The sequence below is a fragment of the Flavobacterium sp. TS_SC_5 genome (genome assembly GCF_056156265.1).
This window is the reverse complement of the sequence record NZ_CM149588.1, coordinates 1728070-1743707: the sequence shown is the minus strand read 5'-3', so window position 1 is coordinate 1743707 and position 15638 is coordinate 1728070. Positions and strand designations below refer to the sequence as shown.

Here is a 15638-nt window from a genome sequence, read left to right as displayed (position 1 = left end):
CCGTCAGTTCGAGTGTTTTTATAAAAGAGCGACAGCGGCTTTATAAAACGTATCGAGAACCCGTCAGTTCGAGTGTTTTTATAAAAGAGCGACAGCGGCTTTATAAAAATGTATCGAGAACAGCTGTGAATCCAAAACTTCTCGAGAACCCACGACCCGTCAGTTCGAGTGTTTTTATAAAATAGCGACAGCGGCTTTATAAAAATGTATCGAGAACAGCTGTACATCCAAAACTTCTCGAGAACCAACGACCCGTCAGTTCGAGTGTTTTTATAAAAGAGCGACAGCGGCTTTATAAAAATGTATCGAGAACCATCTGTAATCAAAACTTCTCGAGAACCAACGACCCGTCAGTTCGAGTGTTTTTATAAAATAGCGACAGCGGCTTTATAAAAATGTATCGAGAACAGCTGTGAATCCAAAACTTCTCGATACATTTTGGCTAATGTAACTATCCTATTCAAACAACTTCCTCCAGCCAAAACACTCGAAGTGACGTACGGGGTAGTAATTGAGAACCCACGACCGTCAGTTCGAGTGTTTTTATAAAATAGCGACAGCGGCTTTATAAAAACGTATCGAGAACCATCTGTAATCAAAACTTCTCGAGAACCCACGACCGTCAGTTCGAGTGTTTTTATAAAATAGCGACAGCGGCTTTATAAAACGTATCGAGAACCATCTGTAATCAAAACTTCTCGAGAACCCAAGACCCGTCAGTTCGAGTGTTTTTATAAAATAGCGACAGCGGCTTTATAAAAATGTATCGAGAACCATCTGTAATCAAAACTTCTCGAGAACCCACGATCGTCAGTTCGAGTGTTTTTATAAAATAGCGACAGCGGCTTTATAAAAATGTATCGAGAACAGCTGTAATCAAAACTTCTCGAGAACCCACGACCGTCAGTTCGAGTGTTTTTATAAAATAGCGACAGCGGCTTTATAAAAATGTATCGAGAACCATCTGTAATCAAAACTTCTCGAGAACCAACGACCCGTCAGTTCGCGTGTTTTTATAAAATAGCGAAAGCGGCTTTATAAAAATGTATCGAGAACAGCTGTGAATCCAAAACTTCTCGAGAAACCACGACCCGTCAGTTCGAGTGTTTTTATAAAATAGCGACAGCGGCTTTATAAAAATGTATCGAGAACAGCTGTGAATCCAAAACTTCTCGATACATTTTGGCTAACATACTATTTTATATAAACAACTTCCTCCAGCCAAAACACTCGAAGTGACGTACGGGGTAGTAATTGAGAACCCACGACCGTCAGTTCGAGTGTTTTTATAAAATAGCGACAGCGGCTTTATAAAAATGTATCGAGAACAGTTGTGCATCCAAAACTTCTCGAGAACCCACGACCGTCAGTTCGAGTGTTTTTGTAAAATAGCGACAGCGGCTTTATAAAAATGTATCGAGAACCAACTGTAATCAAAACTTCTCGAGAACCCACGACCCGTCAGTTCGAGTGTTTTTATAAAATAGCGAAAGCGGCTTTATAAAAATGTATCGAGAACAGTTGTGCATCCAAAACTTCTCGAGAACCCATGACCGTCAGTTCGAGTGTTTTTATAAAATAGCGACAGCGGCTTTATAAAAATGTATCGAGAACCATCTGTAATCAAAACTTCTCGAGAACCCACGACCGTCAGTTCGAGTGTTTTCATAAAATAGCGACAGCGGCTTTATAAAAATATATCGAGAACAGCTGTGAATCCAAAACTTCTCGATACATTTTGGCTAATGTAACTATCCTATTCAAACAACTTCCTCCAGCCAAAACACTCGAAGTGACGAACGGGGGTAGTAATTGAGAACCCATGACCGTCAGTTCGAGTGTTTTTATAAAATAGCGACAGCGGCTTTATAAAAATGTATCGAAAACCATCTGTAATCAAAACTTCTCGATACATTTTGGCTAATGTAACTATCCTATTCAAACAACTTCCTCCAGCCAAAACACTCGAAGTGACGAACGGGGTAGTAATTGAGAACCCAAGACCCGTCAGTTCGAGTGTTTTTATAAAATAGCGACAGCGGCTTTATAAAAATGTATCGAGAACAGCTGTACATCCAAAACTTCTCGATACATTTTGGCTAATGTAACTATCCTATTCAAACAACTTCCTCCAGCCAAAACACTCGAAGTGACGAATATACTACGATTGAGAATTCATCATTTATGAAATCTCTTTTTAGCTAAGTTAATTAATGACTCAAATTCACCATTAATTAAAGCTTCTTTCTTAATTTTCGACCACTTCTTGATTTGCTTTTCTTTTTCTATAGCTATGTTTATATCTGTAAACTCACAATAGAAAACTAATTCTAATGGTCTTCTATTAAAAGTATAGCAATCAGGATAGCATCCAGAATTATGTTTGTATAATCTACTAGATAAATTACTTGTAACACCTGTGTAATAACTACCACCTGAGCATTTTATAATGTACACATAGGACTGCTTCATTTTATTTTTTGTTAAGTACAAATTATAAAATTTTAACGTACAATCAGAGTTTCTCGAACCAAAAGTAACGTCAGTTCAACTATTTTTTCAAAACTGCAACAACACTTGTATAAAAAGACATTAAGAACAACCAACGGATTTAGGATTAAGAAACCTAATAATCGCTTTGATTTAATCCAATAAATTAGATTTCTTTCTTTCTAATTCGTTATAAACATTCTTGACTTCCTGTGAACTTTCTTTCTGCAAAATTAAATTAGCTGACTCGGTAGAAACAAAGATTGTATTCTTTAGCCCTACAAAAGCAGTATAAACAGCTGTCCCAATAACCATGTTTCCATGCGTATCTACAGCATGACCTTTTGATACTAAATAATCATAAACCGATTCAAAAGACCCCAAATCAGACCATTTGAATTCTGAAGAAACTACTTTTATCTTCTTACTTCGTTCCATCACAGCATAATCAACACTTATAGAAGGAATGGCAAGTGATAAGTCCAAATCCAATTTTCCATCTATATTAGCATCCCAAGCAATTTTCGATTTTTCATATACTTCGGCGTTTAACAACTGAAGTTCTTTTAAAAAAACGGATGCTTTAAAACAAAACATACCACTGTTCCACAAAAAATTACCTTTTTCAATAAAGTCTCTAGCTGATACTTTATTTGGTTTTTCTCTGAAAGAAATTACATCATCGCCCAATCTTTCGATATAACCGTAACCTGTTTCAGGCTTGGTAGGAACAATTCCAAAAGTAACAATATAACCTTGTTCTGCTTTTTCTATTGCTTCATTGATCGATTGTTCGTAGGCTTTAGTGCCATCAATAATATGATCAGAAGGTGTGACAATCAAAATTGTATCAGGATCTGAGGCGAAGGCCGCAAATGCTATTGCTGCAGCGGTATTTCTTGGAGTAGCTTCAATAATATCAACATAAGCAGCAGCTGATTTATCCATAGCCATCCTACTCAAATGGCAATTATCGGTATTGCCCACAACCATAACAGTATCCACCAAATTGCGATTTCTTTCAACAGTCATTTCAAACAAAGATTTGCCGTCAAACAAATCCAAATATTGTTTCGGTTGGCTTTTGCGTGATAAAGGCCACAACCTGCTTCCAACTCCTCCCGTAAGTATTACGTGTGTAACTGCATTTGTTTTTTTCATAATTACGCTTTATATAATTTGCAAACTTTTTTTTATTACTATAAAAGACCAAAACTTCTTAACCACAACTAAACGAATAAGCCTACTAAAATGGATCCGAACGGCAAGCATGGCGCTACAAACGTCCATCCGCTCGATCTCCTAAAATTCCTTTAACATCATACAACAAACTTTTTTCATGTTGCAATAATGAGAAATCCAAATCTAGAAATACAGTGTGAGACACCCCTAAAACAACCGCATCAAAAGATTCAATAGGAAGCGTTGTTGTGGTAATCAAATTGTACTCCCGTTGTACCTCAACTGGATTGGCCCAAGGATCATATATTGTAATTTGAATACCATAATCAGCCAAAGCTTTAATGACATCAACTATTTTAGTGTTGCGTACATCTGGACAATTTTCTTTAAAAGTGATACCCAGCATCAACAAACTGGCACCATTAACGATTACACCTTTTTTTATCATTAATTTCACTACTTGAGACGCTACATATTCTCCCATGCTATCATTCAAACGGCGTCCTGCAAGTATAATTTCAGGATGATATCCTTTTTCTTGGGCTTTTTGAGCCAAATAATAAGGATCAACACCAATACAATGGCCACCGACTAAACCCGGTTTAAAAGGGAGGAAATTCCATTTCGTTCCCGCAGCCTCCAAAACCGCATGGGTGTCAATTTCTAAAAGATTAAATATTTTTGCCAATTCATTCACAAAAGCAATATTAATGTCTCGTTGTGAATTCTCAATTACTTTGGCTGCTTCGGCTACTTTTATTGATGGGGCTAAGTACGTCCCGGCTGTAATTACCGATTGATACAGCTGATCTACTTTATGCCCTGTTTCCGGAGTGGATCCGGAAGTGACTTTCAAAATTTTCTCTACGGTATGTTCCTTGTCTCCCGGATTGATACGCTCTGGCGAATAGCCGGCATAAAAATCAACATTGAATTTTAATCCCGAATATCTTTCCAGAACAGGAACACATTCCTCTTCAGTAACACCAGGATAAACAGTAGATTCATAAATAACAATATCCCCTTTCTTTAAAACAGAAGCTACGCTTTCACTGGACTTAAACAAAGGAGTCAAATCTGGACGATTGTTCTTATCTACCGGCGTTGGAACTGTAACGATATAATAATTACAATCGGCAATGTCAGCTAAAGTAGCAGTGCAATAAAGCCCAACTTCATTACTTGGTGCAGGGCGTAAAACACGCTGCAAGGTTGCATCATCAATTTCAAGTGTGGTATCATTTCCAGCAGCAAGCGCTGCTATTCTCGACTGATTAACATCAAATCCTACTACAGCATACTTGGTCGCGAAAAGCCTTGCCAAAGGCAGACCTACGTAACCCAGCCCTATAACTGCTATTTTTATATTTGTTTTCAACTTTATAAATGGAATTGGTTAAAAATTACAAAACCTATTTGGCTTGTACCTATATTATTTAAAAATCACAAAAATCACCCCTTAATTTGACAAGCAAAGATACTTTAAATAGTGATATTTCTCTCTCCACTTTGCAGCGCATGAAACGAACAGCATAATCTACTGGAGTGGCAACAGCTAAAATACATACTCCAAATCAATAAGCAAAAAAAAGATTGAAAATTATCTTGATCAGGGCGACCTAATTACTTAAACTAGGAAAGTAACAATACCCTAAATGTCGCGAGCACTTCTTTTTCCTTGCTAAGATCCTATAGCATGATAAACAAAGCCAATTGTTTTCATTTTAGAGGCGTTTAAAACATTTCTACCATCAAAAACAAAGGCAGGTTTTTGCATGGAATCATATATTTTTTGCCAGTCATATGCAACAAACTCATCCCACTCAGTGAGTACTGCAATGGCATGTGAATCCCTGCAGGCAAGGTAAGGATCGTCATAGGAGGTTACTCCTGCTATATTTTCTTCGGAAGTTCTTGTCTCTAGATAATCCAAATCTGCCAGTACTTTTTTAGGACTCACTTTTGGATCAAAGACTGCGATCTTTGCCTGCTCATTAAGTAAATGATCAGCTACATAAATGGCAGCCGACTCTCTGGTATCGTTCGTGTCTTTTTTGAATGCCCATCCTAAAAATGTGATTTTTTTTCCCGCTACAGTATTGTATAACGTTTGTACAATACTATTTGAAAAACGTCTCTTTTGATGATCATTCATGATGATTACTTGCTCCCAATAATCAGCAACTTCATTCAGGCCATACGATTTAGCTATATATACTAAATTCAAAATGTCTTTTTGAAAACAAGACCCACCAAAACCAACGGAAGCTTTTAGAAACTTCGAACCTATCCGACTGTCCATTCCGATGGCTTTTGCAACTTCATTAACATCAGCTCCCGTTTTTTCACAAAGTTCGGACATCGCATTGATGGAAGAGATTCGTTGTGCCAAAAACGCATTGGCGGTAAGCTTAGACAATTCAGAAGACCAAACATTAGTCGTTAAAATTTTATTAGCAGGAACCCAATTTGCATATACGTCAACTAAAGCTTGTATGGCTTTTTGACCCTCTCCTGAAGAATCTCCTCCAATTAAAATACGATCGGGATGCAATAAATCTTGAACAGCAGTTCCTTCAGCAAGAAACTCCGGATTAGAAAGAATTTGAAATTGAACACCATTACCGGTATGATCCAAAATACTTTTAATTGCTTCTGCGGTGCGAACCGGAAGAGTTGATTTTTCAACAACAATTTTATTGCCTTTAGCAACTCTGGCAATTTGTCTGGCACAAAGTTCTATATACTTCAAATCAGCTGCCATTCCTTTGCCTTTACCATACGTTTTGGTAGGCGTATTTACTGATATAAAAATAATTTGTGCTTCATCAATCGCTTTTTCAACGTCTGTAGAAAAAAATAAATTTCTTCCTCTGGCCTCCGCTACAATTACATCAAGACCTGGTTCATAAATAGGAATATTCGCAACATCATCATCGTTCCAAGCTGCAATTCGATCTTCATTCACATCAACAACCGTTACTTGTAAAGCAGGACATTTCTGCGCAATAACCGCCATAGTTGGCCCTCCTACATATCCTGCCCCGATGCAACAAATTTTTGTAATTTTCATTCTTTACTTTTTTCTATTCGCTAATTTAACTTCTCACCTCTCACTTTTCCCTTCTCACCTCTCACTCACTCTTCACTTCTCACGCAAATTCTCCCAATACCATTCTACAGCTTCTTTTAATCCTTCTTGCATAGAATATTTAGGATTATATCCCAGTAAGGTTTTTGCTTTATCAATACTAGCCAATGAATGCGGAATGTCACCCGCTCTGTTCGCACCATATTCAACAGCAACATCAGCTATTTTTGGATCATATTTTGCTAAAAATTCTTTCAAATAATCCACTAAATTGTTCAACGTATTTCTATCGCCATACGCCGTATTAAAAACGGTATTAATAGCAGCTGGATTTTGTGTCAACATCGCCAACTCATTCATTTGAATGACATTATCGATATAAGTAAAATCACGGGAATAATTTCCATCCCCATTTATTTTTGGACTCTCGTGTTGCATGAACTGCATGACAAACTTAGGAATCACTGCAGCATAAGAGCCATTAGGATCTTGCTTTCTTCCAAAAACATTAAAATATCGCAACCCTATCGTCTCTAGACCATATGTTTTGCTGAAAATTTCAGCATACAATTCATTCACATATTTTGTAATTGCATACGGAGAAAGTGGTTTCCCAATCACATCTTCCACTTTTGGCAAAGCTTCTGAATTTCCATACGTAGAAGAACTCGCGGCATACACAAATCGTTTAACTTTAGCATCTCGAGAGGCTACCAGCATATTCAAAAATCCGGATACATTAACATCATTTGTGGTTATAGGATCATTTATAGAACGCGGCACAGAACCTAAAGCAGCTTGATGCAACACATAATCCACCCCTTGAACGGCACGCTGACAGTCGACTAAGTTTCGAATATCACCTTCTATTAATTGAAAATTAACATTATTAACAAGATCTTTAAGATTATGCCGATGTCCCGTAGCAAAATTATCCAAGCAAATTACTTTATACTTTTTGTCTAAAAAATATTCACAGAGATTAGACCCTATGAAACCGGCACCTCCGGTAATCAAAATCGTTTTTTCTTTCATTTTTATCGCTGCTTAACAGATTATAATCTGTTTTTTTTCTTTAATAATTTATGCGCTACTCTTTCATAAATGCTTTTTGGTTTTTCCTCATCATGATATCCATCAGAATAGGGCGCATTTCCGTAACCATATCCATATCCGTAACCTGTTCCATACTTAGCTTTATTTGCAAACCCATTCAAAATAATACTTGCATGATCTAATTCTCCTCTTTTCACTCTGTTGTTCAATAATGTAATCATATCCTTTTTAGTGAAATTTTGCCTTACAATATACAACGTTACATCACAAAATTGAGCTAACTCTAAAGCATCAGACACCAGACCAACAGGAGGTGTATCCAGAATAATATAATCGTATTTTTTCTTTAATTCTGTGATTAACTCCCCCATACTTTCACTCAAAATCATCTCTGATGGATTTGGCGGAATTGGTCCAGAAAGGATAACATCCAAAAAAGGAATTTGAGTATGATTTATTATTTCATCCACAGTTTTCTGCTTAATCAGATAATTCACAACACCCACTTCATTGGGCAAATTAAATTCATCAAATAATTTAGGCTTTCTTAAATCAAGTCCAATGATAACCGTCTTTTTTTCGCTGAGAGCAAATACTGTTGCAATGTTTATAGAACAAAATGTTTTTCCCTCACCACTCACTGAAGATGTAATCATTAGTGTTTTTGCTCCATCCACGTTTTGTTTCTTGTATAAAAATTGCAACGAGGAACGAATCGCCCTAAATGATTCTGATAATGCAGATTTTGGCTTCTCATATACTGCCAAACTTGATTCCTCTCTATTTATACCCACCACTCCAATGATTGGAATTTTAGTCAACCTACTAATATCCTCTACATTTTGAATAGAATTATTTATAAAGAAAATTCCAAAAACAAATAATAAGGGAATCAAAATTCCTAAAAATAAAGCCAACACATAATTAACTGAAGTTTTAGGCCCAATTAATCCTCCTCCAACATCCTTAGCTGGATCAATAAAATGAATATCTGATAAATTTGCAGCTTTAACAATATCGGCTTCACTACGTTTTTGAAGAAATGTGCTGTAAATATTATCACTTAAATCATATTTCCTTTTTATTTTAATAAGCTCTTGCTGATCTTCAGGCAACTTTTTTATTGCACTTTCAGTCTGATTGATTTTGCTGTTCACCATAGCGAGATCTTCTTGTAAAGAAGCTTTAGCCGATGCAATATTTTCTATTAAGACTTTTTTTACAGCCTCCATCTGATTGTCAAAATCTTTGAATATCTTATCACTTTTTACCGCATAAGCCATTTCCGATCTTTGTGTGGAAAGCGCAATCAATTTTGAAACATTAACCACTATATTAGGATCTTCGATTCCAGCAACCGTTGGAGCGGGAAGCTTAGAATAATCAACACTATTTTTCAAATAAGACTTCAAAGAGTTGTAATACGTTATTTTACGAATAACTTCATCTCTTTTAACATCAAATTCCAGAGCTTTGTCAGAAAATTTTGTCCCTCCTTCCTCTATATCAAAAATGTTTTTATCCTTCCTAAATGATTTTAATTCATCCCCAGTTTCTTTCAATTGAGATTCCATAGCCACAAGTGTACTATCTATAAATGCAATTGTATTGGTCGCAAATTGATTCTTACTATCTAGTTGTCTTTTGATAAGCATTTTAACAGTTGAATTCAAATACTCAACCATTCTTGCTTTATTGGTCCCTTGCATCCCAAGAGTAATGATAGAACCACCCTTATCATCTGACCTGACGCTTATTCCTTTGTAGCTGGATACAGTTTCATCAAAACCATTAAACTGTACAAAATATTCATTTCCTTTGTAAAAACCGGGATTATCTTTTATTTGTAATTTCCAGTTTAAAAAAGGTAAAGACACTTGTTCTCCAACCTTATATTTTTTTACAAAATCCCCAGTTTCAACATTTGTATTGCTATAAGAATTATTGGAATACGTTAGTAATGAAACACTTTGATTCTCAAATGGAACCCTGATTTCATATTCATTTTCGCTTAGAAACTTAATCCCTATCAGGTTTCCTGCCAATTGACCTTTAGATTTATCAATATTTACATAAAAGGGTACGGCGCCATAAGCATCTACAACATTATATTTCCCCTGAACTAAGTAATTAATATAATATTGCAATTTGTCTACTACTAGCTCATTATGAGATCTGGATTGTAACGTTGTTGAAATCGTTTGAACTTGATCTGAAGTACCTCCCCAATTAAAAACCAAGCTGGTGTTTGAAGTAAAAAGAGGATTACTTTCTTCTTTCACTGCTATTAACGTTTCCATTCCGTAAATTTTTTCTTTACGAATATTCACTTGGTAGGCAATAGTGAAAGAAATTAATAAACTAATTAGAAACCACCTCCAGTAACTTCCGATTTTAATTAAAAAATCTTTAAAGTCGAAACTGGTTTGATTTTCAAAAACCGAAAAATCTTTTATATCTAACATTTTTTGAAATCTATTTTATTTTTTTAAAAGTAAAAAAGTAGTTGTTGCCAATGACAATAGCGTAATAATTGTTCCCAAAGATTCGATTCCTGTCTTACCGGTTCCCCAGGATTTTTGTTTGAGTGGTTTTACATAGATATAATCATTCGGTTGCAAATAATAGTAGGGTGATTTCATCACATTCCTATCGGTAAGATCAAGGTCCTGCATTTGAACTCCTGTAGGTGACTGCCGAATAATTGTAACAGCTTTTCTATTACCGGTAATTGTAATGTCTCCGGCATTTGCAATTGCTTCCATTACATTTACATGTTGTTGAAAAAGTGTTTTCGTACCTGTACTACCTACTTCACCATTTATTGTATATCTAAACCCAGCTAATTTTACAATAACAAATATATTTGCCGCTTCGTTGAAATATTCGGATAATAATTGCTTTTCAATTTTGATTCGTACTTCTTCGAGAGTATAGCCAATTACGTTTATTTCCCCTAAAACTGGAAATCGTATTGCTCCGTGATCGTCTACTGTATACCCATCAAAATACAAACCGGATTCTGATTTATTTCCTATTTCAGATTGATTTGAAGTACTAAAAATTGAAACTAATTTTGGATCATTTGCATTAATAGTAATACTCAAAACATCATTAGTTTGCAATCGATACGGTTTTGACTCTATGGCAACTACAGTACTTTGAGCTTCATTTCCATCCTTTTTTTGCAAATAAACCAAATCTTGCGTAGGAATACAAGAAGAAAAAAACACGCTAATAATTAGTAACAAACAGAAAATGGACTTACTCATTTTTATATTTTTAATAACAAATATAGGCTTTTCATTTACCATATTAAAAAGCACCTTGATTCATTAAAATGAATTAATTATTTTTAAAAGATTTTTCGAATGGAACTCGATGTAAAATACTCCTTCCCAAGGTAACTTCATCCGCATATTCCAGCTCATCACCTACCGAGATTCCTCTGGCTATTGTTGAGATTATTATTTCACAATCGGCAATTTGTTTGTAGATGTAAAAATTAGTAGTATCCCCTTCCATTGTTGAACTTAAAGCAAAAATGATTTCGTTTACACTTCCTGATTTCACTTTTTCGACTAACGTAGTAATGTTTAATTGACTGGGACCAACACCATCAATGGGAGAAATTTTACCTCCCAAAACATGATAAATCCCTCTAAATTGACCTGTGTTTTCAATTGCCATCACATCACGAATATCCTCGACGATGCAAATAATCTGGTGATTCCTGCTTTGATTAGCACAAATTTCGCACATCATACTATCCGAAATATTATGACAACTTGCACAATACTTAATATCTTCACGCATAGCGACCAAGGCTTGTGATAAAAAACCAGTTTGTTCTTTGGGCTGTTTTAATAAATGAAGCACCAATCGCAGTGCGGTTCGTTTGCCAATTCCTGGCAGCTGAGACATTTCGTTAACTGCTTTTTCTATTAATTTCGAAGAAAATTCCATAACTGCAAATGTAGCTAATTTGTCCCAATCGTTCGGGATAGATATTTTGAAAATTTGAAGATTATTTATGTAATTTGGCCAAATACAATATTCACACAATATGACTCCATTCGCCATTCTATCACTAATTGTAATCTACTTCGGAATTCTTTTTTTGATTTCGCATTTTGTAAGCAGAAAAGACAGTGGCAATGATGCTTTTTTTAAAGCCAATAAAAATTCCAAATGGTATTTAGTAGCTTTTGGAATGATTGGAACGGCACTTTCCGGTGTGACTTTTATTTCTGTTCCGGGAGAAGTTGGTTCTCCAAATGGGGAGCAATTCAAATACTTTCAGTTTGTCCTGGGGAATGCTATTGGCTTCATCATAATTGCAAAAGTTTTGCTTCCGCTGTATTATCGGATGAATTTGACTTCGATTTACGGTTACATCGAACACCGATTAGGTGTGTATTCTTATAAAACTGCCGCAACTATTTTCCTGATTAGCAGAACTATTGGATCGGCATTCCGATTGTATCTTGTTGTGATAGTTTTGCAACGCTTTGTTTTTGACTTTTACGGAATCCCATTTGCGGTTACTGTTTTAATTTCACTGGCTTTGATATTTGCTTACACCTATCGAGGCGGATTGAAAACCATTATAATTACAGACACTTTACAAACTTTTTTCTTAGTAACGTCTGTTTTTATGACGATTTTCTTTATTTGCAGAAGTTTAAACTTGAATGCTTTTGAAGCCTTTGAAGCTGTAAAAAACAGCAATTATTCTAAAGTATTTTTCTTTGAGGATTTCGTGTCGAGTAAGTTTCATTTTGTAAAACAAATTCTGGGAGGAATCTTTGTAACTATTGCCATGGTAGGTTTGGATCAGGATTTAATGCAAAAAAACCTAAGTTGCAAAAACATTGGCGAAGCCCAAAAAAATATGTTTACGTTCACTGCAATATTTGTAGGTATTAATATCTTTTTCCTCAGCGTGGGTGCTTTACTGTACATCTATGCGACTAAAAACGGAATTGAAGTTCCCACCGATTTAGTTACAGGAAAACCAAGAACCGATTTACTGTTTCCCGAAATTGCATTTAACCATTTGACATTAATTCCTTCGGTTATTTTCTTGTTAGGATTAACAGCAGCTACCTTTGCTACGACGGATTCCGCTTTGACAGCGTTAACAACTTCGTTTTGTGTGGATTTTTTAGGAATGGATAAAACAGAAAATCTAAACAAGCCAAACGTAGTCCGAAACAGGCATCTTGTGCATATTGTCTTTTCGTTTTTAATGTTTCTGGTGATTATTTTCTTTAATGCTATTAATGACAGTTCTGTAGTGGGAATGATTTTTAGGGTTGCTTCCTACACGTATGGCCCGCTTTTGGGATTGTATTGTTTTGGTTTGTTTGTAAAATCAAAAGCGGTAAAAGACAAATTTGTTCCTTTCATTTGTTTATTATCTCCTGCTGTAACGTACTTGATCAGCGAAAATTCGAAGACTTTATTTTTTGGATACGTTTTCGATAACGAATTAATTATCGTAAACGGGCTAATCACTTTTCTAGGGTTGTTGTTGATTAGCAAAAATGCCACTTCTGAAACGCGATTCTAATTTTTAGCCCAGATAGCAGCGACATCCTTTTCTTGTTCCGTTTTTTTTTAACGGAACAAGAAAAGATATAGCGTATAGCTGGAAATAGCTCCTAAAAAATTTAATATTGATTGGTAGCTAACAAAACTAACGTACAAGCTACTTCTACTTTAATATCATTCAATTTCAACAACTGATAGAATTCTGGATTTTCAGTACCCGGATTAAAAATAACACGTTTTGGTTTTGCTTCGACGATATAATTGTAATAATCGCGTTGACGTGTGGGATTTAAATATAGGGTAACAGTATCGATATTTTTTAACGGAATGGCTTTGGTCTGGATTTTTACACCGGCCACTTCACCTGCATTTTGGCCTAATGCAAGAACGGAATGTCCTTTATCTACTAACATATTCACAGCTTTGAAGGCGTAGCGCTCTGGTTTAGTTGTTGCTCCCAGAACCAATGTTTTCTTATTCTTTATCATTTTCTTTAATTGTATTTGGCAAAAGTAATCAAAAAGGTTTACCTGTTTAATAATTTTAAGATTTACTTACAACTACAATAAAAAACATTCCCCTAACATTAAAAAACAAAAAAAGAGTATTTTTACACCCTTAAAAATAAAATATGGATCTGTTTATTTACTTGTTTGTTGCCCTGTTTTCAGTTTTAAACCCCATTGGTACCGTCCCTATTTTTGTGGGACTTACACAACATGATACTAAAAAAGAGCGTTCCAGAATTTCTTTATGGACGGCGATAAATGTATTTATCATTCTGATTGTCTCGTTTTTTATCGGGCAATATGTATTGCTTTTTTTTGGAATCAGTATTGATGCACTCCGAATTGCGGGTGGAATTATTATTGTAAGTTCTGGTTTTTCATTACTTTCTGGAAAATTCACTAAGAAACGAGGTATTAACAAAAAAGCAGAAACTGACGCACAACAAAGGAATGACATTGCTTTGACACCGCTTGCAATCCCAATGCTTGCCGGACCTGGTTCTATTTCTCTACTTATTGCTTTTTATCAGGAACATAATACGACTATGGAGATAATCATTTCTTCCATTGCTATTCTTGCCATTGCAGTAACCATTTTTCTTATTTTAAAGAGTGCTCATTATTTGGCCAAAATACTTGGAGCTTCAGGAATTGTAGCGATATCCAGAATTGTAGGTTTCATTGTAATTGCGATTGGAATTCAATATATCGTAAGTGCCATTATCAATATTATTAAAGGTAATCTTTCCTAAACTTAAATTACAAACATAAAAAAACCGGATATGATTTAGAATCGTATCCGGTTTACTTTTTTTAATTTCTTGGCAAGAAAATCTCTGCCATCATACATCTGGCGCTTCCTCCGCCACAAGCTTCAATCGTGTCCAGACTTGAACTCAAAATTTCAGCATGTTTTTCCAATTGCTCTATTTGTTTTGGAGTCAGGCTTTGATGAGCTGCAGCACTCATAACCAAATATCGTTTATCATTTGCTCCACGAATTTCAAGCATATTTCCAGCAAAATTGTTCATTTGGGCTTCGGTAATCAAAATGATTTCTTTTCCATTATCTTTCAAATTGTCCAAAACCATTTTGCGTTCTTTTTTATCATCGATACAATCCGCGCAAATTACTGCAAAGGTTTCTCCCAAACACATCATTACATTGGTATGATAGATTAGTTTTCGCTCCGAATCAACCGTTTGAAAAGCCTCAAAAATTATTGGTGCATAATCAAAATCCTCACAGAATTCGATGAATAATTCTTCATCTGCTCTTGGTGATAATGCGCAATACGCTTTAGCATTTGCTCTGTCCAAAAGTAAACTTCCTGTTCCTTCCAAGAAAAATCCATCTTCTTCAGCGGAAGTGTAATCTATAATATTATGAATCACGAAACCTTTTTCTTCGAGTAGATCTAAAATCTCTTCACGGCGTTCGTGTCGACGATTTTCAGCAAACATTGGATATAAAGCTACGTCACCATTCTCGTGAAAAGAAATCCAGTTGTTTGGAAAAATACTATCTGGAGTGTCTGGATTTAATGTATCATCAACTACTGTAACATCAACACCAACTGCTGTCAATTTTTCGACAAAAGCATCAAATTCTTGTTGCGCTTTGGCATTTACCGTTGCCGGCAAAAGTCCGTCTAAAACTTTTTGGTAATAATTATTTACTGCCGTTTGTTCGTTCATTCTAAACGCAACCGGGCGAATCATCAATATGGAATTTGTGGTTTGTTTCATGTAAT

The 15638-nt window shown here is 35.5% G+C and carries 14 protein-coding genes; 3 read left to right on the top strand and 11 right to left on the bottom strand.

Annotation, left to right across the window (positions count from 1 at the left end; genetic code table 11):
• Positions 1-365: 365 nt before the first annotated feature.
• Positions 366-617, bottom strand: coding sequence for a hypothetical protein (locus AC0J6S_RS07650; protein ID WP_474956147.1), 252 nt, complete (start codon positions 615-617; stop codon positions 366-368).
• A gap of 1257 nt (positions 618-1874) precedes the next feature.
• Here AC0J6S_RS07650 and AC0J6S_RS07645 point away from each other — a divergent pair.
• Positions 1875-2033 (top strand): hypothetical protein, encoded by a 159-nt coding sequence (locus tag AC0J6S_RS07645; RefSeq protein ID WP_474956146.1) that lies wholly within the window; start codon positions 1875-1877, stop codon positions 2031-2033.
• Between the two features lie 145 nt (positions 2034-2178).
• Here the strand turns inward: AC0J6S_RS07645 and AC0J6S_RS07640 are convergent, their stop codons facing one another.
• The 8 genes from AC0J6S_RS07640 to recR all read right to left on the bottom strand — a co-directional run bounded on the left by AC0J6S_RS07640 (position 2179) and on the right by recR (position 11785).
• Entirely contained in the window at positions 2179-2472 is a 294-nt protein-coding gene (locus AC0J6S_RS07640) for a GIY-YIG nuclease family protein (RefSeq protein WP_474956338.1), read from the bottom strand.
• Between the two features lie 171 nt (positions 2473-2643).
• Positions 2644-3651 (bottom strand): mannose-1-phosphate guanylyltransferase, encoded by a 1008-nt coding sequence (locus AC0J6S_RS07635; RefSeq protein ID WP_474956145.1) that lies wholly within the window; start codon positions 3649-3651, stop codon positions 2644-2646.
• A gap of 115 nt (positions 3652-3766) precedes the next feature.
• Positions 3767-5050 (bottom strand): nucleotide sugar dehydrogenase, encoded by a 1284-nt coding sequence (locus tag AC0J6S_RS07630; RefSeq protein ID WP_474956144.1) that lies wholly within the window; start codon positions 5048-5050, stop codon positions 3767-3769.
• Between the two features lie 303 nt (positions 5051-5353).
• Positions 5354-6745: a UDP-glucose 6-dehydrogenase gene (locus AC0J6S_RS07625; protein WP_474956143.1), complete on the bottom strand. Its 1392-nt coding sequence runs from the start codon at positions 6743-6745 to the stop codon at positions 5354-5356.
• A 72-nt stretch (positions 6746-6817) separates the two neighbouring features.
• Entirely contained in the window at positions 6818-7798 is a 981-nt protein-coding gene (locus tag AC0J6S_RS07620; protein WP_474956142.1) for an SDR family oxidoreductase, read from the bottom strand.
• Between the two features lie 20 nt (positions 7799-7818).
• The gene (locus tag AC0J6S_RS07615; RefSeq protein ID WP_474956141.1) at positions 7819-10284 is read right to left on the bottom strand and encodes a polysaccharide biosynthesis tyrosine autokinase; all 2466 of its coding nucleotides are present in this window, start codon (positions 10282-10284) and stop codon (positions 7819-7821) included.
• A gap of 15 nt (positions 10285-10299) precedes the next feature.
• Complete coding sequence (locus AC0J6S_RS07610) at positions 10300-11091, bottom strand: polysaccharide biosynthesis/export family protein (RefSeq protein WP_474956140.1); 792 nt, start codon at positions 11089-11091, stop codon at positions 10300-10302.
• A 73-nt stretch (positions 11092-11164) separates the two neighbouring features.
• On the bottom strand, positions 11165-11785 hold the full coding sequence (gene recR, locus AC0J6S_RS07605) for a recombination mediator RecR (RefSeq protein ID WP_474956139.1): 621 nt from the start codon (positions 11783-11785) through the stop codon (positions 11165-11167).
• Between the two features lie 100 nt (positions 11786-11885).
• Between recR and AC0J6S_RS07600 the strand changes: the two genes are divergently transcribed.
• The gene (locus tag AC0J6S_RS07600) at positions 11886-13394 is read left to right on the top strand and encodes a sodium:solute symporter (protein WP_474956138.1); all 1509 of its coding nucleotides are present in this window, start codon (positions 11886-11888) and stop codon (positions 13392-13394) included.
• A 100-nt stretch (positions 13395-13494) separates the two neighbouring features.
• Here the strand turns inward: AC0J6S_RS07600 and AC0J6S_RS07595 are convergent, their stop codons facing one another.
• Positions 13495-13860 (bottom strand): CoA-binding protein, encoded by a 366-nt coding sequence (locus tag AC0J6S_RS07595; RefSeq protein ID WP_131909832.1) that lies wholly within the window; start codon positions 13858-13860, stop codon positions 13495-13497.
• Positions 13861-14006: 146 nt separating this feature from the next.
• On the opposite strand from AC0J6S_RS07595, the gene AC0J6S_RS07590 reads away from it, so the two are divergent.
• Positions 14007-14636 (top strand): MarC family NAAT transporter, encoded by a 630-nt coding sequence (locus tag AC0J6S_RS07590; protein WP_131909668.1) that lies wholly within the window; start codon positions 14007-14009, stop codon positions 14634-14636.
• Positions 14637-14697: 61 nt separating this feature from the next.
• Here the strand turns inward: AC0J6S_RS07590 and ctlX are convergent, their stop codons facing one another.
• Entirely contained in the window at positions 14698-15633 is a 936-nt protein-coding gene (gene ctlX / locus AC0J6S_RS07585; protein ID WP_474956137.1) for a citrulline utilization hydrolase CtlX, read from the bottom strand.
• Positions 15634-15638 lie beyond the last annotated feature (5 nt).